The organism is Kitasatospora sp. NPDC088134, assembly GCF_044741705.1.
GTDB lineage: Bacteria > Actinomycetota > Actinomycetes > Streptomycetales > Streptomycetaceae > Kitasatospora.
Genome location: NZ_JBIUTD010000007.1, coordinates 292,767 through 313,943, shown reverse-complemented (window position 1 = coordinate 313,943; position 21,177 = coordinate 292,767). Strand labels below are relative to the sequence as shown.

Annotated in this window: 27 protein-coding genes; 25 read left to right on the top strand and 2 right to left on the bottom strand. The window is 70.0% G+C overall.

The window, feature by feature from the left end; translation table 11 throughout:
• Positions 1-6 precede the first annotated feature (6 nt).
• From ACIOHG_RS14790 to ACIOHG_RS14700, 19 genes are all read left to right on the top strand, one after another.
• Positions 7-1,137: a phage distal tail protein gene (locus ACIOHG_RS14790; RefSeq protein WP_400949849.1), complete on the top strand. Its 1,131-nt coding sequence runs from the start codon at positions 7-9 to the stop codon at positions 1,135-1,137.
• 14 nt (positions 1,138-1,151) lie between these two features.
• On the top strand, positions 1,152-2,297 hold the full coding sequence (locus tag ACIOHG_RS14785) for a hypothetical protein (protein ID WP_400949847.1): 1,146 nt from the start codon (positions 1,152-1,154) through the stop codon (positions 2,295-2,297).
• Positions 2,297-3,472, top strand: coding sequence for a hypothetical protein (locus tag ACIOHG_RS14780; protein WP_400949845.1), 1,176 nt, complete (start codon positions 2,297-2,299; stop codon positions 3,470-3,472). The genes ACIOHG_RS14785 and ACIOHG_RS14780 overlap by 1 nt, the downstream gene beginning before the upstream one ends.
• Entirely contained in the window at positions 3,469-3,990 is a 522-nt protein-coding gene (locus tag ACIOHG_RS14775; RefSeq protein WP_400949843.1) for a hypothetical protein, read from the top strand. Before ACIOHG_RS14780 ends, ACIOHG_RS14775 begins: the two co-directional genes overlap by 4 nt.
• A gap of 217 nt (positions 3,991-4,207) precedes the next feature.
• Entirely contained in the window at positions 4,208-5,773 is a 1,566-nt protein-coding gene (locus tag ACIOHG_RS14770) for a LysM peptidoglycan-binding domain-containing protein (RefSeq protein ID WP_400949841.1), read from the top strand.
• Entirely contained in the window at positions 5,773-6,018 is a 246-nt protein-coding gene (locus ACIOHG_RS14765; RefSeq protein WP_400716388.1) for a hypothetical protein, read from the top strand. Before ACIOHG_RS14770 ends, ACIOHG_RS14765 begins: the two co-directional genes overlap by 1 nt.
• A 41-nt stretch (positions 6,019-6,059) precedes the next feature.
• Positions 6,060-6,341: a hypothetical protein gene (locus ACIOHG_RS14760; protein WP_400949839.1), complete on the top strand. Its 282-nt coding sequence runs from the start codon at positions 6,060-6,062 to the stop codon at positions 6,339-6,341.
• A 252-nt stretch (positions 6,342-6,593) separates the two neighbouring features.
• A complete protein-coding gene (locus tag ACIOHG_RS14755) occupies positions 6,594-7,166 on the top strand; it encodes a hypothetical protein (RefSeq protein WP_400949837.1) in 573 nt (190 codons plus the stop codon).
• Between the two features lie 114 nt (positions 7,167-7,280).
• Positions 7,281-7,832, top strand: coding sequence for a hypothetical protein (locus tag ACIOHG_RS14750; RefSeq protein WP_400949834.1), 552 nt, complete (start codon positions 7,281-7,283; stop codon positions 7,830-7,832).
• Positions 7,833-8,707: 875 nt separating this feature from the next.
• Positions 8,708-9,505: a hypothetical protein gene (locus ACIOHG_RS14745; RefSeq protein WP_400949832.1), complete on the top strand. Its 798-nt coding sequence runs from the start codon at positions 8,708-8,710 to the stop codon at positions 9,503-9,505.
• Positions 9,506-9,587: 82 nt separating this feature from the next.
• Complete coding sequence (locus tag ACIOHG_RS14740) at positions 9,588-10,343, top strand: hypothetical protein (RefSeq protein ID WP_400949829.1); 756 nt, start codon at positions 9,588-9,590, stop codon at positions 10,341-10,343.
• An 84-nt stretch (positions 10,344-10,427) separates the two neighbouring features.
• Complete coding sequence (locus tag ACIOHG_RS14735; protein ID WP_400949826.1) at positions 10,428-10,724, top strand: hypothetical protein; 297 nt, start codon at positions 10,428-10,430, stop codon at positions 10,722-10,724.
• A 4-nt stretch (positions 10,725-10,728) separates the two neighbouring features.
• Positions 10,729-10,905, top strand: a complete 177-nt coding sequence (locus ACIOHG_RS14730) for a hypothetical protein (protein WP_400949824.1) — start codon at positions 10,729-10,731, stop codon at positions 10,903-10,905.
• A complete protein-coding gene (locus tag ACIOHG_RS14725) occupies positions 10,902-11,081 on the top strand; it encodes a hypothetical protein (RefSeq protein WP_400949823.1) in 180 nt (59 codons plus the stop codon). Before ACIOHG_RS14730 ends, ACIOHG_RS14725 begins: the two co-directional genes overlap by 4 nt.
• Positions 11,081-11,485, top strand: coding sequence for a hypothetical protein (locus ACIOHG_RS14720; RefSeq protein WP_400949820.1), 405 nt, complete (start codon positions 11,081-11,083; stop codon positions 11,483-11,485). The genes ACIOHG_RS14725 and ACIOHG_RS14720 overlap by 1 nt, the downstream gene beginning before the upstream one ends.
• A gap of 23 nt (positions 11,486-11,508) precedes the next feature.
• Positions 11,509-12,411: a toprim domain-containing protein gene (locus ACIOHG_RS14715; protein ID WP_400949817.1), complete on the top strand. Its 903-nt coding sequence runs from the start codon at positions 11,509-11,511 to the stop codon at positions 12,409-12,411.
• On the top strand, positions 12,393-13,946 hold the full coding sequence (locus ACIOHG_RS14710; RefSeq protein WP_400949816.1) for a phage/plasmid primase, P4 family: 1,554 nt from the start codon (positions 12,393-12,395) through the stop codon (positions 13,944-13,946). Before ACIOHG_RS14715 ends, ACIOHG_RS14710 begins: the two co-directional genes overlap by 19 nt.
• A gap of 11 nt (positions 13,947-13,957) precedes the next feature.
• Complete coding sequence (locus ACIOHG_RS14705) at positions 13,958-15,817, top strand: DNA polymerase (RefSeq protein WP_400949814.1); 1,860 nt, start codon at positions 13,958-13,960, stop codon at positions 15,815-15,817.
• Entirely contained in the window at positions 15,807-16,253 is a 447-nt protein-coding gene (locus tag ACIOHG_RS14700) for an endonuclease domain-containing protein (protein WP_400949812.1), read from the top strand. Before ACIOHG_RS14705 ends, ACIOHG_RS14700 begins: the two co-directional genes overlap by 11 nt.
• Before the next feature lie 123 nt (positions 16,254-16,376).
• Here ACIOHG_RS14700 and ACIOHG_RS14695 read toward each other — a convergent pair whose 3' ends face one another.
• Positions 16,377-16,610 carry a hypothetical protein gene (locus ACIOHG_RS14695; RefSeq protein ID WP_400949809.1) on the bottom strand — a complete coding sequence of 78 codons (234 nt, stop codon included), beginning with the start codon at positions 16,608-16,610 and terminating at the stop codon, positions 16,377-16,379.
• A gap of 369 nt (positions 16,611-16,979) precedes the next feature.
• Here ACIOHG_RS14695 and ACIOHG_RS14690 point away from each other — a divergent pair, with 369 nt between their 5' ends.
• From ACIOHG_RS14690 to ACIOHG_RS14665, 6 genes are all read left to right on the top strand, one after another.
• Complete coding sequence (locus tag ACIOHG_RS14690) at positions 16,980-18,035, top strand: hypothetical protein (RefSeq protein WP_400949806.1); 1,056 nt, start codon at positions 16,980-16,982, stop codon at positions 18,033-18,035.
• A gap of 61 nt (positions 18,036-18,096) precedes the next feature.
• Positions 18,097-18,267: a hypothetical protein gene (locus ACIOHG_RS14685; protein ID WP_400949804.1), complete on the top strand. Its 171-nt coding sequence runs from the start codon at positions 18,097-18,099 to the stop codon at positions 18,265-18,267.
• Positions 18,268-18,285: 18 nt separating this feature from the next.
• Complete coding sequence (locus ACIOHG_RS14680; RefSeq protein WP_400949802.1) at positions 18,286-18,594, top strand: hypothetical protein; 309 nt, start codon at positions 18,286-18,288, stop codon at positions 18,592-18,594.
• On the top strand, positions 18,591-18,758 hold the full coding sequence (locus ACIOHG_RS14675; protein ID WP_400949801.1) for a hypothetical protein: 168 nt from the start codon (positions 18,591-18,593) through the stop codon (positions 18,756-18,758). The genes ACIOHG_RS14680 and ACIOHG_RS14675 overlap by 4 nt, the downstream gene beginning before the upstream one ends.
• Positions 18,742-19,317, top strand: a complete 576-nt coding sequence (locus ACIOHG_RS14670; RefSeq protein WP_400949798.1) for a hypothetical protein — start codon at positions 18,742-18,744, stop codon at positions 19,315-19,317. Before ACIOHG_RS14675 ends, ACIOHG_RS14670 begins: the two co-directional genes overlap by 17 nt.
• A complete protein-coding gene (locus ACIOHG_RS14665) occupies positions 19,314-19,508 on the top strand; it encodes a hypothetical protein (RefSeq protein WP_400949795.1) in 195 nt (64 codons plus the stop codon). Before ACIOHG_RS14670 ends, ACIOHG_RS14665 begins: the two co-directional genes overlap by 4 nt.
• 69 nt (positions 19,509-19,577) lie before the next feature.
• On the opposite strand, the gene ACIOHG_RS14660 is transcribed toward ACIOHG_RS14665, so the two are convergent.
• Positions 19,578-21,173, bottom strand: a complete 1,596-nt coding sequence (locus ACIOHG_RS14660; protein ID WP_400949793.1) for a recombinase family protein — start codon at positions 21,171-21,173, stop codon at positions 19,578-19,580.
• Positions 21,174-21,177 lie beyond the last annotated feature (4 nt).

Here is a 21,177-nt window from a genome sequence, read left to right as displayed (position 1 = left end):
CCGGGTGTGTGGACGGACGTCGAAACCGTCAACACCCTTACCGGGGCCGCCCACTTCGACGGCGAAGACCCCGATTGGCCGGGCTCCGCGCTCGTCGGCGACCGGAGCCCGCTGGCGGACGACCCGCCGCTGGAACCGGACACCGAATACCGGGTCCGCTACCGCGTCACCGGCTCCGACCTGGACCTCTGGTCGGAGCCGGTGGTGTTCCGGACGCTGCCGGAACTCCCGCCGCCGGCAGAGCCGGACATCGGTCCGCAGCCCAGCGCCCACAACCCGTACACGGCCGCGCCGTGGACGGCGACGTGGGGCGGGATGCTGCTCGGCGAGGGCTCCACCGTCGTCCTGGAGGAGGTGGGCGGCCTCCTGGACGCGCCCGAAGTACGCACCTCGGATGCCGAGCTGCTTCAGCGCGACGGCCTCACCCCGGGCACCGACTACATGGGCGCCCGCACCGTCACCCTCACCATGCTCGCCCTGGACGACCACGAACTCCCCGCCCTGCTGGCCGCGTTCGCGCCCGGCGGCCCGGAGCGGGAGTTCGAGTTCGCATTCCCCGGCATCGCCGGAGGCCACGGGCGGCTCACGGCCCGGGTGCGCAAGCGCGCTGCCCCCGTCGACCGGGACTTCCACGCCGGCCGACGCCGTGTGACGGTCGAGCTGGTGGCCACCGACCCCCGCCTGTACTCCGCCGACGAGGCGCGGGCGACCGTGGCGGTGGCCGCCCCCCGCGAGGGGCAACCCCTCTTCCCGCTGGTCTTCCCCCTCGACCTCGGCAACGGCCCCGGCACCCGGAGCGCACCCGACATCACCAACGCCGGGTCGGTCGACACCTGGCCGGTCATCCGCCTCACCCCGGCCACCGGCGAGATCCGCGACCCGTCGCTGACCCTCGTCCACAACGGCAACCGCAAGCGGCTCGCCACCCGGGGACTTCGGGTCGGCCGCGGTGACGCCCTGGTGATCGACATGGCCCGCCGCCGGATCACCCTCAACGGCAGCTCCCGCTTCGGGCAGGTCGACCCGACCTCCACCTGGTTCGCCCTCCCGCCCGGGGCGAACACCCTGCAACTCGACGTACTGGAAGGCCCCGAAGGGGTCACGGCGGACGTGCTCTGGCGCTCCGCCTGGATGTAAGGACCCCTGTTCTCTTGGCAGTTGAACTCCGCGCCCCGCTGTTCGTCCAGCAGGGCCGCTACGACGCGCTCGACCTTCGAACCATGATCGGCGGAACCCGGGGCGCCCACGTCGGCGTCGCCGGACCCACCGCCCTGCTGGTCGAGAAGGTCGACAACCCCACCCCCCGCGTGTCCGTGGCGGCCGGGTCGATCTGGCTCCCGGACGACGTCGCCGTCAGCCACAAGGGGGCCGTGCACTTCGCCAACCTGGACGCCGGCATTCAGCTCCAGTGCTCCACCCCGAAGCCCGGCGAGGCCGCCCGGGTCGACCTGGTCGTGGCCTTCGCCGACCCCGACAGCGCCCCGTCCGGGCCCCTGCTCATGGACATCCGCACCACCGCGGACCAGTACATGCAGTCCGTCGCCTACGCCTCCGACGGCACCCCGTACGCGACCGCCGCGACCGGCGCGGAGGTCACCAGGGAAGGCGCGAAGGGCTGGTCGATCGCAGTCCTGGCCGAGTCGACCCCCGGGGCGAAGGACTGGCCGGTGCCGTCCAACTGCGTGCGCCTGGCCAAGGTGTCCATCGCCCAGACCGGCATCACCGGCATCGAGGACGTCCGCTTCGTCGTCGCCGGGCAACTCGACACCACCCCGCTGCGCCACCTGCGCACCGCCGGGGCCCAGGGCGTGGCCCAGACCGCCGCCGGGGCTCCGGCCGGCAGCCTGGTCTACGACTCGGTCAGCACTGCCCTGCACAAGGTCACCGGAACCAACACCACCGCGCCGCTGGTGCCGGGGGCGGTGCGCCTCGACATCGCCTACCAGGCCCCGGAGGGGGCGTGGGGAAGTGAGGCGTGGCAGCAGTTCACGGCACCGGCCGCCCCGTACCCGCGGCTGATCACCATCTCCTTCGAGGTGACCTACCGGGGCGACTTCGGCGAAGGCTGGTACACCCCGCTCGTCATCGGCCACGGCGAGCGCCGCCGCGCCGGCCGCCTCCAGTACGTCCGCGCCGGGGACACCCGGGACGTGCGCGGCAGCGCCACCATCCGGGTGCCGGCCGGGACTCCGCTGTCGGCCGCCTCGACCATCGGGTCCGACAACCCCACCGGGTACAACTGCAAGTTGAACGTGGCGTGGACGTCGCAGGCCGACGCCGTGGTGGTCGCCGCCTGATGCCCGAGATACCCGAGTACCGCGTGATCCTCTCCGAGTTCAAGGGCGGCCGACTGCTGGCCGAGCTGCCCGTCTCCGCGATCACCTACCGCTCGATCCTCAACGCCCCCGGCTCCGCGAGCTTCACCGTGCCGCTGGCTGCCGAACCCCTCGCCGGACTCGACTGGTCGCTCGTCTCCCCGTGGCGGATCATCGCCCACGTCCAGCGCGGCAGCCGCGTCCTGTGGGGCGGCCCGCTGCTGGCCTGGTCGGTCGACCTGGCCGCCGAGGAGATGACCCTCGACTGCGTGGGCCTGTGGGAGTACTACCGCCGCAACATCATCAACCTCGGCTACTCCACCGGCACGACCCCGCGCGAGCAGACCACGATCGCCCGCGAGCTGATCCAGCAGTTCGCCGACAACCCCTCGCCGGTCGCTCCCGGCCAGCCCGGCTACTGGGGCAGCAACGGCCCTGGCGCGCTGACCTTCGACCCCGACCTGGACAGCGTGAAGCGCGAGCGCACCTACCCCTGGTACGAGTGGAAGTCGGTGGGTGAGGCCGTCGAACAGCTCGGCGCGGTCATCAAGGGCTTCGACTTCCGTATCGACCACGACTGGGACGTGGACGCCCGCGTGATCCGCAACCGGATGCGCTGGCTCTACCCGGCCGGCGGCCAGGACACCGGCATCGTGCTGGAGCACGGCACCAACTGCACCGTCACCACCGTCACGTCCGACGGCGACAAGATGTGCACCGAGACCGGCGTCAACGGCGCTGGCGAAGGCTGGTCGCAGCTCAAATCCTGGTGGTACAACAGCCCGCTGGAGACCGAGGACGGCCGCCGCATCCCCCGCCTGGCCGCCGTCGAGACCAACAACAGCGTGGTGCGGGTCGAGACCCTGACCGCGCAGGCCGAGCGCATGACCGCCGTCGGCGCGTTCCCGATCGTCGTCCCGGAGGTCACCCTCCACCCGGGCGGCGAGTACTCCGTCGCCGAGCTGCGCGTCGGCCACAAGATCCGCGTCCGCGCCCGCACCGCGAACTGGCCCGGCATCTTCGCCGACTACGTCGTCCAGGAGATCGACACCAAGGTCACCAGCACCGGCGAGGAGACCACCCTCGCCCTCGTCCCCGTCACGATCTTCGAGCGCGTGGACGACTGGGTCCAGGGCCAGTTGGAGCTGACCGCATGACCGTCTACGGCCGCCCCACCCTCGCCGACGAGTTCCAGACCATCGGCACCCGGCTGTCCACGATGGAGCGCACCGCGTCCGCCTTGGGCGCGGTGCTGCCCATGACCCCCTACCGGCCCGGCCTCGACGTCGTCACCACCTGGCGCGCCGCCGCCACCATCCCGACGGCCGGCATCGCCCACCCCGTCATCCGCCTGGACTGCCGCGTCTCCTCCAAGACGGGCGCCACTGTCTGGCTGCGCCTGTTCGACGTCGACAAGGCCCGCGCCGTCACCACCGAATGGAAGTACACCGGCGGCTCGCTCAACAACGGCTGGGTCCGCCTCGACTGGGTCCTGCCGATGGGCGGCGGCCAGCCCGGCGAGTGGCAGCGCCTCCTGCTCCAGACCAGGACCGACATTGCCGGAGGCGGCACCGTCGACCCCGGCGTGGCCATGGCCCTCCCGATCAACCAGGCACCCACCGCCACCGAGGCCGGCACCTGGACCGCCGTGCCGATCCCGCCCGGCTACGCCTGACCCCTCGACCTCGCGGGGGCACCTACTCACGTGAGTAGGTGCCCCCGCCGCACGCCCGAAAGGACCCTGCTCCATCTCCCGCGAAGCAGTCATCACCGAGGCCCTGAAGTGGGCCGACCAGAACTACCGGGGCGGCCTCAGCCCCTCGGGGAAGTACTACGACACCCCATTCGGAAAGTGGTACGCCCCAGGCTTCAACCACGAGCCCTTCTGCGACATGTTCGTCTCCTGGTGTGCCGACAAGGGCGGCGAAGCCGCGACCGTCGGCCGGTTCGCCTACTGCCCCTCGCACGTCCAGTTCTTCCGCAACAAGGGCCAGTGGCACGGCAGTTCCGCTGCGTTCAAGCGCGGCGACATCATCTTCTTCAGCTGGGACGGCGGTCCGACTGCTGACCACGTCGGCATCGTCCTGGAGGACTCCGCCCCCGGCCAGAGCGTGAAGACCGTGGAGGGCAACACCGCCCGGACCTCGGGCGCGGGCCAGGGTTCCGGCGGATGCGTCGCCCGCAAGGTCCGCCCCCGCTCCAGCGTCCTGGGCGTCGGCCGCCCCGCCTACTCCACCAACGGCGGCACCGGCACCTCTACTCCGTCGACCGGCCAGGCCGTCACCATCAACGGCAAGCTCTACGGCCCCGGCGCGGTCGGCGACTACGTCACCGTGATGGGCCGCGCCCTCGTCCGCGCGGGCTGCTCCCGCTACAAGGAGGGCCCCGGTCCGGTCTGGGGCAGCGCGGACACCGAGAGCTTCCGCGCCTGGCAGCTCAAGCTCGGCGATACCGCCGACGCCGACGGCATCCCCGGCCCGAAGCAGCTCGCCCGCCTGCTTGCCGAGTTCGGCACCGACCCCGCGCCGCAGCCGCCGGCCACCCGGCGCTTCACCGTCCGCCAGGGCATGACCCTGGGCGGCATCGCGCTGGCGCTCGGTACCACCGTGGCCGGACTGCTCTCGCTGAACCCGCAGATCCGCGACGCCGACCGGATCACCGAGGGCCAGCAGATCAGCGTCCCCAACCAGGCCCAGGCCGCCACCGCGGCCACCCCCGAGGTGCCGACCGCTCCCGACCCGGTGGAGAGCACTCCGGCCGAGCCCGCCCCCGTTGCGGAGCCGGAGCTGCCGGCCGTCGAGCAGCGGCTCTACACCGTCGCCCCCGGTGACAACCTCTGGACCATCGCGGGCGCCCACCGCGTCACCTTGGAAACCCTGATCGCCGCGAACCCGGCCACTGCCGCGAACCCGGACCTGATCTTCCCCGGCCAGCAGCTCGTGATCCCCGACGCCAGCGCCACGGCACCGGCCCCCGCGCCGTGCGCCGTCGGGGGGCCCGTCCCGGAGCCGGTGGCGCCCAGCGAGCCGACCGCCCCGACCGCCGAGCCGTCCGCTCCGGTGAAGGAACCGGCTGCCCCCGTGAAGTTGCCGGCCGCCGACGAGCCGACCGCCCCGAGCACCGGCTACTCGAACGACCTTCCCGGCTGGATCGAGGAGGCGCGGGACATCCTGCGCGCGAACGGCGACCTCGTCCCCAGCGCCGAGGCGATCGAGCACCGCGCCATGGTCGAATCCAGCGGCAACCCCCGCGCCGAAAACCACTGGGATAGCAACGAGGCGCTGTACGGCGGGACTTACGGGCTGCTCCAGACCATCCGCCCCACCTTCGACGCCTACTCGCTGCCCAGTCACCGCGACATCCTTGACCCGGTGGACTCGATCATCGCCGGAGTCCGCTACGCGAACGCGACCTACGGTTCGTTCGAGTCGATTGCCTGGAACGAAGGCGGCTACTGATGCCCGACGAGAACGAGCACCTGGGCGGCGTCGTGATCGGCCCGAGGGAGATCTACGACCAGTTGGTGGGCGTCCGGGAGGACGTCCGCTCGCTGGCCCAGAGCAGCGACGCCGTGGACAAGACCCTCCGTGACCACGAGGACCGCGTCCGCGCGCTGGAGGTCTGGCGCTACGGCGTCGTGGCCTCCGGCCTCGCGGGCGGCACCGCATTGATCACCGACGTCGTCGTACGCCTGAAGGGCTGAACACCATCGACAACCTGAAGAACTGGATCACCGACAACCCCGTGCGGGCGCGCTCGGTCGTCGTCGCGGTGCTGACCGTGCTCGGCACCGTCGTGCCGAAGCTCGCCGGGATCGAGAGCAACGAGGCCGTGGTCGGCCTGCTGCTTGCGGTCGCCGCGATGGCCGGCGGCCACTCCGCGGGTAAGCGCGTGGTCACCCACGCCACCGACGCCGCCAACAGCGAGGCGGCCCGCGCCGAAGCGCTCGCCGAGTGCTGCGCATGCCCACACGCCGAAGTCGCCGATCCCACCGCGCTCGGCGACGAGATGAAGGCCAAGCGGTGAACCCGGGCCCCGGCCTGCCTTCGGGCGGGTCGGGGCCTTTTCTCGTTGCGGCCGGCGCCCGTGGTGGAATGAGAGGGAGGGAGCGTTGGTTGCACAACGCTCCACCCTGCAATCCGAAAGGACCCCATGCCCCCGAAGAGGAAGGCTGGGCCGAACTGGCAGGACACCCCCGGCGCACAGGACGTGCTGGATCGGGCCGTGCCTCTTGTGCGGCCCGCCCAGGCGTCACGCGACTTCGGGGCCCTCGCAGCAGTGGTCTTCGAGACCGCCCTCCTGTTCAAGAACGCTGACGGACTGCCGGACCTGCGACGCGAGACCTATGCCGCTCGACAGTGGATGACTTCCCTCCTGGACGCCGCCGGTCTCGTCGCGCCCCCGAGGTCTCCCCTGGAAGTACGGGAAGCCGTCAAGAAGGAGCGGCAAAGTCTCCTCCAGTCCGTCCGGGAAGCCATCTCGCCCGTACGCGTCGAATACGTCCGCGCGCTCGGTGGACGGCCGGACGAGCTGGCCGCGACCTTCCCGGAGATGGCAACCCCGGACGACGTCTTCGCGTACTACAAGATCATTCCCAAGGCGCAGCGCGAGGTACGAAGCGCGAACTATCAGCGCCGAGCCGCGCAGCAGGTACTCGGGGCCGCCATGTTCAACGGCGACCCGATCCAGCCGGCCGACTGCCGACGAGCAGTTGACGGGCTTCACACCCTCGCCGAAGCCCTGAGCCCCGCGTCCTTCGCGGAACTCGACCGGGACAGCCTGGACGGGCTCCGCGAAACGCTCCGCGAGACCGCCGCCGTACTGCTCGACCTCGACAACAAGCTGGGCTGAGCCCGGCACCAGGCTCCGTCTTCCCCGGCCAGGGAGGGCGGGGCCTTGTCGTGTTTCTGCACCGTGTTAACCGCACCGGCTCAACCCCGGTGACCACGGAGAGAGGAGACACGAGTGCACGGCATAGCCCTGATCGGCCGGGCGAGATCCGGCAAGGACACGGCGGCCGGCCTGCTGCGGGAGTACGGGTTCACCCGGCTCGCGCTGGCCGACCCGCTGAAGCGCATGGCGTACGACGTCGACCCGGTGGTGGGCTTCGAGCTGCTGGGCGTTCAAGCCCCGACGCCCGTCCACCTGGCCGAGGCGGTGGACCGCTACGGCTGGGAGGCCGTGAAGGACCGGTTCCCGGAGGCGAGACGCTTTCTCCAGCGGCTCGGCACCGAAGGCATCCGACGCCACGTCACCGCGGACTTCTGGATCAAGCAGGTTCGCCGGGCCGCCGCCACGATCGGTGGGCCGGTCGTGGTGACCGACGTCCGCTTCTTGAACGAGGTGAACACGCTGAGGAAGGCGGGCTTCGCCGTCTGGTTCATCGACCGGGGCGGTGTCGACGGCGACCACCCGAGCGAGCAGCTTGGGGCCGAGCACGCCGACCGCGTCGTCCCGAACATCGGCTCGCTCTCCGACTTCCATGCCCGAATCCGCGAAGCCCTGGAGGCTGGATGACCCTGTGCGACCGCGCCCGGGCGGGTTGGCAAACCGCTCGGAACCGCTACCGTGCAGCGCAAGAATGTATTGCATTGCGTTGCACAAATGCAATGCAATAAGGCCGGTTCTTCCGCATCTAGACGCTTCGCTTTGACCCAGCGCTGAGGCCAAAAGAGTGACACTCTCTTGGCCCCTGAAGGTGTGGAAGTTCAGCCGTTTCATGTTTCAGACACTACAAACAGGTGCATGACAAAAGTGCTCCTGACCTGCATCTTGTGGAAGATATATAACTTCCCATGAGAACTTAGCCTTTTGGCCTCCACCTCTGGATCGCCCCTCGCTCCATAGTGCAAATCCGAACCCGCTTGCGATCGGAAACGCGCTGTGGCGGTGCATGTTTGATGATTCATCAGAAGTGGCGGTACCCTCGATCCAAGCGAGACGGGCCGCCCCCATGCAGGGGGGCGGCCCGCGTTTCCTCGCACTCTCGGAAAGAGCTGGAAGAGGTCCAATCATGACACACCCCCAGTCGTCATCTCCTGGCGACGCCCCACTCGACCGCCCCGTAACGTGGCGGGATGCGGTGGTCTATGGTCACGGCGCGTTGACCGCCACGTCTCTCCATCTCCAGGTCGGCTGGCCGACCTCGACAGCTACAGCGGTCGGCCTGTCCGGTGTGGTGACGTGGGAGCTGCTGCGGCGTAGGCCGCGCGGCGACGCCTGAAGCTACGAAAGAACGAGTGAAAGAACGATGGGGGAGGTAAGTAAGTAAGTCCCTAGGGCTGCTGACCTGCGGTTTCATGAGGTCATCTAGTTACTTATCTCCCCGACGTCAGCCCCGACCGTCCTTCGGATGGTCGGGGCTTTTGCATGCCCAAACGAGAGAGGAACGCATGTCCGAAGGTGTCCGTACGGTCCACCAGCGGGGTTCCCGCTACTACATCCACCCCGTCAGCTCCGAGCTGGCCCCCTCGGTCACCTCCATCTTGAACATGGAGGCGAAGCCCTTCCTTCAGGACTGGTCGGCCGGCATGGCGGCCGAAGCGGCGGTGACCGACCTGGAGGTCGTCCAGCGCATCGCCGCCCGTGACCGCCAGGCCGCCGTCGACTTCCTGAAGTACGCGGCCAAGCGCTACACCAAGGTCCGCGCCGACGTGGGCAGCCTGGTCCACGACTACTTCGAGCTGCGCCTGCGCGGCCACGAGGTGCCGTACCCGCACCACGACGTCGAGCCGTACGTCCCGGCGATCGAGTCGTGGCTCGACCGCTACCAGCCGGAGCTGCTGCACGCGGAAGACGTCGCCTGGTCGCGGGAGCACGGCTACGCCGGGTCGTTCGACTTCATGGTGAAGATCAACGGCAGGACGGTCCTGGGTGACCTGAAGACCAGTAAGAGCGTGTATCTGTCGGTCGCCTACCAGCTCGCGGCCTACGCCCATGCGGATGACCTGATCACGGTGGACCGCAAGATCGTCCCGTTCCCGAAGGTCGACGCCGGGGCGGTGCTGCACGTCACCCCGACCCGGGCCGAGTTCCGCCCGGTGACGATCGACCGGCCGGTCTTCGATCGGTTCCTGACCCTGCGCCAGCGCTTCGCGGACGACCGCGCCTCGGATGCCGGGATCATCGGCCGTGTCGCCTGGAAGCACGAGGCCGGCCACCTGACCGGCACCGCCCGCCGCGCCGCCTGACCCGGCTGTTAACCGCCCCCGCTCAACACCAGTGAGCCCGGCGGACCGCCCGGCCCGCCGTCCCCGAGAGAACAGAGAGACCTTGAGCAACGCACTCGACAACATCTTCGCCAGCGACCCCGAGCTGGCCGAGCGCGCGGAGCGCGCCGAGGCGAACGCCCGCCCGGACCTGGCCGGCGTCTTCCGCAACTACGAGGCCGACCCCGACGGCGGCTTCCCGATCCCGCAGCACCAGTGGATGGTGACCACCGCCCTGCCGGCCACCGCCGAGGCCGTGGCCGAGCTGCTGGGCGGCACCCCGTACGAGCGGGAGACCGAGGCGGAGGACGCCATGGCGGTCAAGACCGACGCCGACCGGGTGGAGGTCGTCATCGACGGGCCCGAGGCCGTGCGGCTGGACTTCAAGCAGTGGGTGAACGGCAAGCTCGCGCACCACTGCGACACCCGCACCTTCCTGTCGCCGCCGGAGGACGTCGGCGCACCGTGCCGCTGCCCCGGCACCATCGCCGAGCTGAAGAGCCGCGCCACGGCCGAGCGCGGCCCGAAGCCGAGTATCGAGATCGACTTCACCCTGCCCCACGCCCTGGAGCTGGGCCGCTTCCGCTACAAGTCCTCGGGCTGGTCGCTGATCCCCGAACTCCCCGTGCTGAAGGGCACGTTGGCCAAGTCGGGCGGTCCGTCGCTGGCCTACCTCATCAACGAGCGCGTGCAGTACACGAGCAAGAAGACGGGCCGCGATGTCGACTACCAGAAGGCCACCGTGAAGGTGATCAAGCCGTACGGCGACGCGATCACCGACACCCCGGCCGCGGCCATTGAGGAGGAGCCGCCGTTCTAACCGGCGCTCCCCCCCCCCAGCACCACCAGCGGGACCGGTCCTTCGGGGCCGGTCCCGCTCCCATTTCCCCGGAGAGAGAACCCCGTGCACACCCCGACCCACGCGGAGCCGATCCCGGCCCGCCTGATCAACCCGCTGGCCGCCACCGACCGCGCGCAGGAGATCATGCGTTCCGCGTTCCGCGACACCCCGCCCCGGCCGCAGAGCGGCACCCGCAACTCGCAGGCCAAGCTGACCGAACGCAAGGTCGCCGCGATCCGCCGCGCCGCCGACCTGGGCGCCAACCTCGCCGCACTGGCCGAGGCGTTCGGCATCAGCGAACGGGCCTGTCGGCACATCGCCGACCGGACGTCGTGGTCGCACCTGCCCGAGCAGGGCTGAGCCGGTGAACAACACCATGACGCCGCTGTGGCGGATACCGCCCGACCAGCGCCGAACCGCGCTGCACGCCCGCACCCGGGTGCTGGCCGCCGAGGGCGCCCACCCGCGCCGACTGCTGCGCGCCTCCGACGCCGCGCACACCGTCGACTTCCGCGAGGCCCGGCCGCCGGAGGAGACGTGACCTACCGCATCGGGCTGGGCATCGCCCCCGCGCTCGGCGACCTGCGCCGCGCGGGCCCCGGCGATCGGCTGCTGTTCCTGCACGACGCCCGCCAGCGCCCGGACTTCTCCCGCTACTGGGAGGCCGCCGGCCTGGCCGTCTTCCGGGGCGCGGCCCTCGCGGTGGTGACCGCCTAGTGGCCAACCGCAACAAGGCGAAGGGCACCGGCTGGGAAACCGCGGTGGCCGACTACCTGAACGAACAGCTAGGCCAGTACCGCGAGCTGTGGAAGGACAGCGACCGCTCGGTGCGCTGGAAGGACCCGCTCGACCCGGACAACATCCGCCGCAACGTCCAGGAGGGCACGGCCGACATCGGCGACCTCCAGGTGCGTCCGTTCGCGGGGGAGTGCAAGGCCGAGAAGTCGTACGACCTGGCCGGGTACGTCCGCCAGGCCGAGGCCGAGGCCGTCAACGCCGGGATGCCGTTCGGCGTCGCCTACGTAAAGCGCCCCCGCGCCCGGACCGAGGACGGGTACGCCGTCACGTCCATCCGCACCCACGCCGCGATCGTCCGCGCGCTGCGGGAGGCCGGCTACTAACAGAGGAGGAGAGAGCCGTGCGCATGTCGGCGATCCTGGACCGCCTGGAGGAGTGGCGGGACTACCAGAGCGGCGAATGGGTCGCCCGCTGCCCGGCCCACGACGACGGCAAGCCGTCGCTGTGGATCAACCTGAAGACGTCCGGCATGGTGGGCCTGGCCTGCCGCGCCGGGTGCCGCTTCGAAGACATCGTCGCCGGAATGGGCCTGCTGCCCAGGCACCTGTTCAACGTCGACCCCGAGGGCCTGGCCGTCGTCGCCGAGGCCCGGCCGGAGCCCGCCTCGCCGTTCCTGACGGCGGCACTGCGGGTGTGGCTGGACAGCCTGCCGGCCGGGGGCGACGCCACCCCGGCCATCGACTACGCGCAGAAACGTTTCGGCTTGTCGGCGGCCGAGCAGGACCGGCTGGGCCTGCGCTGGTGGCCCGGCCCGCAACCGTGCCCCGAGTGGGTTCCGACCTCGTTCGTCCGGTATCCCCGCCTCGTCGTGCCGACGGCCGACTTCGCGGGAGTGGCCAGGGGCGCCCAAGGCCGGGACCTGACGGGGCGCTGCCCCGGCCGGTGGATCTCGCTCGCCAACCCCGGCAGCTACGAGTGGCAACGGTTCGGGGCGTTCCCCGGCCCGGACCCGGATGCGCCGTGGATCGTCGCCGAGGGCCTGTCGGACCCGCTGGCGATCGTCGCGGACGGCTACAACGCCGTCGGCGTGCGCGGGGCCGCGCTGCTCAACAACGACCCGACCACCTTGGACGCGCTGGCCGCCGGACTGGCTGGCCGTGACGTACGGGTGTGCGGCGACAACGACCGCTCCGGCCGGGAGTTCACCCGGACCATCCTCGCCGCCCTCCACCAACGGGAGGTGACCGCCCGGCAGTTGACGCTGCCCGAGGGCTTCAAGGACTACGCAGTATGGAGAGAGACCCGATGACGGCGTACGCCATCGACAGCCTGACCGCCCCCTACATGCCGCAGAAGGCGGCGCTGACGCTGCCGCCGGCCGAGGCGGTGGCCGCCTACCGCGAGGCGGCGTCCCGGTACGGGGCGAGCGACATCGTCAACGCCCACGCCTTGGTGCAGTACACCAAGAACGGCATCCGCTACGCCGACGGCGTCGGGTTCCACTGCTGGTCGGGGACGCACTGGGTGCGCTCGGAGGTGCTGGTGCGCCAGGCCGCCCACGACCTCGGCGCGGCGATGGTCGAGACCCTCGCGAGGGAGAAGGCCATCATCCGCGAGGCGCTGGCGCTCAAGCTCGCCGGGGACGCGCTGGAGGCCGAGTACGAGAAGCAGGTGCAGGCGCTTCCACTGGCCAAGGCCGCGAAGGGCTTCACGATGGCGAGGCGCATTGACGACCTGATGCGCGAGCTGGCGTCGGTGCGCGGCGTGAACTGCTCGGTGGACGACTTCGACCACCAGCCGCACCTGCTGTCGTTCGCCAACGGGACCGTGGACCTGCGCACCGGCCGCCTCCGCCCACACGACCCGGCGGACATGCTGACGAAGTCGCTGCCGTGGGACTACAACCCCCAGGCGAAGGCCCCGCGTTGGCTGCGTTTCTTGGACGAGGTGTTCCCCACCGAGCCGCTGATGCCCGCCTACATTCACCGCCTGTGCGGGTACGGCATCACGGGCAGCACCGCGGAGCAGGCGTTCGCCGTGCTGGTCGGTGTCGGCGCGAACGGCAAGAGTGTCTTCCTGGACACCTTGTCGTACGTCTTCGACGCGCTGAGCGAGACCACCCGCTTCGAGACCTTCGAGGACCGGGGCAGCTCGATCCCCGCCGACCTGGCCGCGCTGCGCGGGGCCCGGATGGTGATGGCCAGCGAGGGCGAGGCCGGGAAGCCGATGAGCGAATCCGTGCTCAAACGCGCCACCGGCAGCGACAAGCTGACGGCGCGTTTCATGAGGGAGAACTTCTTCACCTACCAGCCGACTTTCCTCCTGTGGCTGGCCTCCAACCACACCCCGGCCTTCCGCTCGCAGGATGCCGGCCTGTGGCGGCGCGTGAAGTTGATCAAGTTCGACCGCTTCTTCAAGCCGGACGAGCGGGACCACTCGATCTTCGAGACGCTGCGCGGGGAGGCCGAGGGCATCGCCGCGTGGGCGGTCGCGGGCGCGGTCGAGTGGTACGCCGAGGGCCTGAAGGAGCCCGACTGCATCAAGACCGCAACCAGCAACTTCAAGGAGAACTCGGACGCGCTGGCGGAGTTCCTGACGGACATCCTGGTGAAGGTCGACAGCGACAAGAGCCACGTCCCCAGCCAGGACGCCTACACCGCGTACCGCGACTGGTGCGAGGCCCAGGGCGAGAAGGCGTGGACCCGCCGTGGATTCATCTCCGCACTGGACGAGCGCGGTATCCGCCAGCACCGCATGACGAAGGGCCGGGTGCTGCTGGGCGTGCGCTTCGCCGACCAGCAGGCCGCCGGGCCGGGCGTCTTCGACACCACCACCGACTACTAGGAAAAGAGCACATGCGGGTACACCCGTACCGACTGGCCGGAGAGCCGGTCGAGATCAAGGTCCCCGAACGGGCGGCCGACCTGCGGGAGTTCCGCACCTGGTGGACCGCCCACGCGGCGGCCGGCACCCTGCTCGGCTTCGACACCGAGACCACCGGTCTCGGGTGGACGGACCGAATACGACTCGTCCAAATCGGCGATACCCACACCGCGTGGGTGATCCCCGTCGAACTCGGCGACCCGTTCCGCTCGGCCGCGATCGAGGCCCTGGTCACGCTTCCCAACCTCGTCGCCCACAACCTGAGTTTCGACGCGCTGAAGGTCGACAACGAGTTCGGCATCCGGCTCGAAGACCTCTACCCCCGGGCGCAGGACTCCCGGGTGGCTGCCCACCTCCTCGACAGCCGCCACGACTACGAAGGCGGCGTCGGCCTGAGCCTCAAGCCGCTCTCGGCCTGGTACGTCGACCCCACCGCGCCCGACACCCAGGGCGACCTGACGAAGGTGTTCAACGGGCTCGGGCTGACCAAGACGACTGGATGGGCGGGCATCAGCCTGTCGCACCCCGTCTTCGAGCTGTACGCCGGTCTCGATGCCTTGCTTGTCGCCCGGCTGCTGCCCAAGCTGCTGAAGCGGTACAAGGCGGAGGGCCTGCGCTCGGCGCTGCTGCCGTACGAGCACCAGCTCGCCCTGGTGTGCGCCAAGTTGCAGCGCACCGGCATGCTGGTCGACCCCGAGTACACGGAGGGCCTGGTCGGTCGCCTCGCGGACGAGAAGAAGCGGCACTCCGCAGTGGCCGCCCGCTTCGGCGTGGACTCCGTGAACTCGCCCGACCAGGTGGCCGGCGCGCTGCTCGGGATGGGCGAGCGGCTGACGGAGAAGACGGACAGCGGCGCACTGTCGGTCGCCAAGGAAGTACTGCTGCCGCTGGCCGACCTCGACCAGGACTGGAAGCGCCTCGGCATGCGCGAGCCCAACGTGCTCGCTGACGCCGTCCTGCGAGCCAAGCGCGCGGGCAAGTGGTCGACCAGCTATGCCCAGGCGATGTTGGCCAACCGCGACGCCTTCGACCGCATCCACCCCAAGATCAACCCGCTGGGCGCCCAGACCGGACGCGCCTCGCACTCCGATCCTGCGATGGCTCAACTCCCCTCCCACGGTTGGGAGATCCGTCGCAGTGTGGTCGCCGAGCCGGGGCACGTCTACTTCTCGGTCGACCAGCAGGCCGTCGAGCTGCGGGTGCTGGCCGCGTTGTCGGGGGAGTCCCGGATGATCCGGGCCATCGCCTCTGGCGCGGACCTGCACGGATTCGCCGCCGAGATGATGTTCGGCACCGGCTACTCGAAGGCCCAGCGCACCTTGGCCAAGATCGCCGGACTCGGCACCGCCTACCAGGGCGGGGCCGCGACGCTGGCCAAGCAGACCGGCCAGCCGGTGGACGTCATGCGCGACACCCTCCAGCGCTACAGCCGAGCGTTCCCCGGCATCAAGCGCTGGGCGCGGAAGATGCAGCGCACCGCACTGGCGGAGAAGTGCACGATGACCACCGTCACCGGCCGGCGCCTGCACCTGGACCGGGACAAGCTCTACAAGTCGGTGGCCTACGCCTGCCAGTCGACCGCCCGAGACACGATGGGGCAGGCGTTGATCACGATGGACAAGCAGGGGCTCACCCCGTACCTGACCATGTGGGTGCACGACGAGGTGGTGGGCACCGCCCCGAAGGAGGAGGCCGCGGACGTTGCCCGCGCGTGCGCCGAGGCCATGAAGATGAACCTGCTCGGGGTGCCGCTGGACACCGACGCCGAGGTCTACGGCCCGAGCTGGGCCGACGGCTACGGCCTGCCGAAGGAGTGGGCCTATGCGGCGTGAACCGGAGAGCGCGCACACCCAGTTCTGCGAGGTGTGCGATGACGAGAAGCCCCTCGCACAGTTCGGCAAGCGCAAGCGGGCCCTCACCGGGCGGGCGAACGTCTGCCGGCCGTGCGTGAAGGCCGCCAACCAGAAGGCCAACCGCGACCCGGCCGTGGTCCGCAAGCGCCGCGACGCCCGGCTGCGCCGGGTCTACGGGATCACGCTGGCCGATTACGAGCGGATGGGGCGCCAGCAGCGCTGGCGCTGCGCGATCTGCGGGCAGAAGGCTGCTGTCGGGGACCGCCTGGTGGTCGACCACGACCACGACAAGCCGCACGGACAGGCCGTCAGGAGGCTGTTGTGCCGGGGAGAGAACAGTGCGCTCGGTCATTTCGGCGATTCTTCTTGTCGACTCGAAAAAGGCGCTGCGTATCTGCGCGGCCACGGCAAGTGAAGCCGGTCACATCTTTCGATGACTCTGCGTGAGAAGCGCTGGTTAATGAGCTACAAAGGACCTAGTCCTTAAGGAAAAGGTCCCGCTCGACCGATTGCGAAGGTCATGCCTGTTTTTTAAAGTTCAGGTAAAGCGCCAATGAAGGCGGCCATTCAGAACCGAAGGAACGCAATGAACAGCGGAGGCTGGGCGGGTGTGGCGGGTTGCCGTCGACTGCTCGCGCGCCTTGCGGCTGCCCGGCGATCCATCGCCCAAACCATCAGTCGCAAAGCGGCTGTGATGGTCTTTCGGGCGATGGGCGTCACCCGTCAGGGTTCCTCCGACCCGCACGAGCGGACCGAACGCGAGGATGATCAAGATTTCTTCTGGGAGGCACTGCGCGCCTTAGCGGACACCCATACCCACCGTGCCGTTAGTCCCGAGTGGGCCCGCGCCGGATACCGGCGCCTCCCCGACTTCCACCTTGCTCACCACATGGCTCTTTATACCCGCACCCTTGCGCTGGCCGACCATCGGCCCCGCCGGAGTGCACCCGGAGCCTAATTACATCGACCGCCCAGGCGGTTTTCCCTAGGCCCCTGCCGTCCGGCTCACGACCACGGCAGGGGCTTTTCTGTGCCCCGATCCGGCTGCCCGCCGAACGGGGCTTTTTCATGCCCTGCGCACCGCGCCGCTCCGCGATGAGTCGCACCCCTCCATCTGATCTGTACACGTCAAGGAATACCCATGCCTTCCCCCTGCATCCCCTCCTCGCTGATCCGCCAGGCCCAGACCCCGAAGCCCCTGCCCGCACTGATCGGCGTGGGCAAGCTCGACCGGGGCCGGGTCGCCACGGAGGAGATCCTGAACGACCTGGAAGGCATTGCCCGTTCCGTCTCCCGCAAGCGCGCCGCCCAGATGGAGGGCGACAGCCACCAGGCCGCCCAGGACATCGCACAGGAGATGCGGCTCTCTTTCTGGCGTGCCATCCACTCCTGGGACGTCGACGGCGAGAACACCGCCGAGTTCACCTCCTACGCCTTCCAGCGCGCCAAGATGGACGGCCGCGCAGCGGCCACCCGCGAGGCCGCCCCCGGCGTGGCCCGCGATGCCGCCGCCTCCTTCATGGGCGCGCTCGCCCGCACGCACGGCGACTTCACCGCCGCGAAGGAGGAGCTGACCGGCCACCCCGACTCGAAGCGGCGCTTCTCGCCCGAGCAGGCCGACCTGGTAGCCGCCGCCTTCGCCCGCCCCGTACCGGTCGACAGCGTCCCGGAGCACGTCCTCGACGCCTCGACCGCACAGGACCCGGACCGTCTGGTCGAGTCCACCGCACTCGGCGCCACCCCGCGCGCCGCCCGCCTCCACCTGGCCGTGAAGAACGGCCGGCCGGTCGTCGGCGCGGCCACCACCGAGGGCTGGTGCACCGACCTCCAGCCATCCCTTGCACACAACCCCATCGCCATCAGCCGGGATGCCGTGCGCTGCAAGGGAGTTCGGGTTACAGGTGCCAAGCGCGGCAAGCACGCCACCGGCGCGATCATCGACCGTGACGCCGACGCTGAGTCCTCCGCCCGTTTCACCGCCGCCGCCGAGGTGAAGGCCGCCGAGCTGCTGGCCGCGATGTCCCCGACGGAGGCCGCCATCGCGCGCTGCGCCTTCGGCTTCGACGGCAACCCCCCGATGCTCACCGACGCCGGGAAGCTCGACGCCACCGCGATAGCCGAAACCCTCGGCAAGACCCCCGGCACCGTCAAGGCCACCTGGTCCCGCGCCCTGAAGAAGCTGCGGACCGCCGCGTGAACCCGCCGGGCTGTTAACCGCCCCCGCTCAACCCTTCCGACCCCCACGGAAGGACACCGCGATGACATCCCCGGTCGGTACCTACGAGCTGCGCGGCGGCGCGACCCTGTGCGTCACCCCCGACGACGGCAACGGCTACCGCCTGGAGATCACCCGCGACGGCCAGACCGTCCGCTACGACGGTGGCCACTCCATCCGCGAAGTCCAGGCATTTCTGGGCCTGTTCACCTGACTCAGGAGAGAGAAGACCATGATCGAAACCACCGAGCACAAGGCCACTCTGACCGCCCGCCACGGCTCCGTCGTCGGCATCCGCAACGAACGGCTGGGCGGCGTGCTCGCGCTGACAGTCGGCGCGGAGACCACCCGACCCGCCCGGCTCACCGCCGACCAGTGCCGCACCCTGGCCGCCTACCTCATCCGCCAGGCCGGCGCGCTGGACAACGCCACGAAAGCCGACCGCGCCACCGCCCAGGCCGCGCACAAGCTCCCCGGCCTGTACGACCGCCCCCTTCCGCGCCCGCTGGCCGGCATCGACTCCCACTGGGACAAGCGGTGACCCGCACCGAGGCCCTGGCCCTCGCCGAGAAGACCGTCACCGCAATGTCCACCAACGCCCGTGGCTACCAGGACCAGCCCTTCGACGCCCGGGTGAGCGCTGTCCTGCGCATCGCCAACTTCCTCGCCCCGACCACAGAGAGCACCGATGACCACCGCAACTGAGACCATCCGCCCGGATGAGCAGCGCTTCCCCTGCAAGTACGACGGACCCCAGGACTACGCCCGGCTCCACGTGGACGCCGAAGGCGACATCGGCCTGCTGGTGCGCTCCGGCACCACCACGGCGTCGATCTACCTGAACCCGGAGATCGCCGAGCTGCTCAGCACCGCGCTGGCCCAGGCTGCGGTGCGCTCCCGCGACACCGTCCACGAGATCCAGCGCGTCCGCGCGGAGGAGGAGGCCGCCGCCCTGCGCGTCGGCGAACTGGACGCCGCCCGCCAGGCCGAGCAGGCACGCCAGGAGGGGCAGCCCTACCTGGTGGCCGGCGGCTCGACGTTGCCCGCCGAACTGCCGTCGAACACCCTCACCCTGGCGCCCGCCCCGGAGGGCGCTCCCGCGGCCTCGCAGCCGCCGACGTTCGCCGACGTGATGCTGCCCGCCAACGACACCACCGCCGATCGGGAGCGGGCATTCCTTCGCGCGGCCGAACTCCTCGGCCCCGACGCTGGAGTGGCCTCCAAGATCGCCATGGCGAACTACCTGCTGAAGGGTGCGACGTGACCTTCCCCGTCGTTCACGCTGTCGTCCACCAGGCCGCCCGCGCCTACGAAGCCCGCACCCCGGCGGGCGAACGAGTGATCGTCATCGAGACCGAGCACTCCTCGCCCGTTCAGCTCACCCGCACGACCATCCCCCTGCCCGAACACGTCGCCCTCGACCTCGCTACCGACATCGACTCCGCAGGTTGGTGATCCCCACCTGCGTTAAGGCCCCCGGCCGGCACTGCTTGAACAGTGCTGACCGGGGGCCTTTTTTGTGTTTCAGGCTGCGGCTGCCTTACGCGGCTTCGACTCCTTCTGTGACGACGCCCGCCCCCGTGGCTTCGCCCACTCGATAGTCAGTCGGTCCGGCGTCACACGCTGGCCGGAGTAGTCCGCTTTCCGGATGAAGACCCGATCGATAGCGAGCCGCAAGAGCTGACCCCGGTAGGTGTCGCTGGAGGTTTCCCAGAGCTGGGCGCAGCGGTCGGGGTCGGTCAGCACGGAGATGTCCCCCACCGGTTGGGCCACCTTCTCCCACTCCTTCTTCGCCGTCTCGACGTCGGACACCGCCGCCCGGCGGAGCTTGACGAAAGTGGTCTCCCCGTCCAGGCCCTCGTAAGCGCCAGCAGTGTTGAGGCGATCCAGCCTGGCGACGGCGTCTTCGGCCACCTTGAGTTGCCCACGGGCTTCGCTCTCGGCCTGGCTCTCCTCCGGGTGGGACAGGGCGACCCACCGCTCGCTCACGGCCAACATGGTGGGGTCCAGCGGGTCCGCTGCTTCCAGCCGCTTTTTCCACTCCGCCAGGACGACGCGCAGGACACCGCTGCGGGTGGCCGAGCACGGCGCGGAACAGGGGACACCCGCGATGTGGGCCCCGCACCGGAAGGAGTGCCCGTTCGATATCGCACGGTGGCCTGTTGCCTCCTCGAACCCGCCGCCCTCGCACCAGGTCAGCCCGGCCACAGGGTTGTTCTCGGCAGGGGCCTGGTCCTCGGCTCGGGGTGCCCCGCCGAACCCTGGTACCTGCGGTCGGCCGGCTGAGATGTTGCGGTGGGCGTCCCAGACCGCTTGCGGGATGCCGTTGAAACCCTTGGCGAAGACTCGGACCTTCTTCCCCTTGGCGTTGAGGTAGACCGTGGGGGCACCCTTCACGGTGACCACCTGCCACCCCAGGTAGACGGGGTTCCGCAGGATCTTCCCGACGGTGGTCGCCCGCCAGGGGCCGCCCCGGGGCGCGGTGAACCCGTCTGCGGTGAGGTCGGATGCGATCTTCCGGTGCGACTTCCCTCCGGCCGCCTCGTAGTGGATGCGCTCCACCACCGGCCACCATTTGTTGCCCTTGAGCTTCCGCTTCTTCGTGGCCTTGAGGCCGTAGGGCGCTGTGGCGAGACACTTGCCCTCGTCGCGCTGCTCGGCCTTGGTGTCCCGGATCTTCTCGGACAGGACACGGCTGTACTCGCGGTCGCGCTCGGCGTCCTCGATGATCCGGCGACGATCCTCCGGGCGCTCCGTGTCGAGACCGTTGATGTCGAAGACCAGCCGCTTGCCCGGCACGTCCAGGATCTTCAGCACGTCGCCCGCGCCCTTGCGGCTGAACCGCGAGGAGTCGTAGGCCCACAGGCAATCCGACTCGCCTTCGAGCAGTGCGTGAACGGCTTCTTCGAAGTCGGGGCGCTTCACGCCCGGCTTGTACGCCGACAGGTTCTCGCGGAAGATCCGGCGAATCGTGTAGCCGTTCCGCTTGCCCCAGCGGATGCCCCGGGTCTCCTGGGCCTTCAGGGACAGGATGTCGCGGGCTGCCGTCCCCCGGACGATCTGCGACTTCCGCAGGAGGAGGTCCAGGTAACGGATCTGGCCGTCGGTCTTGCGCGCCATGTTC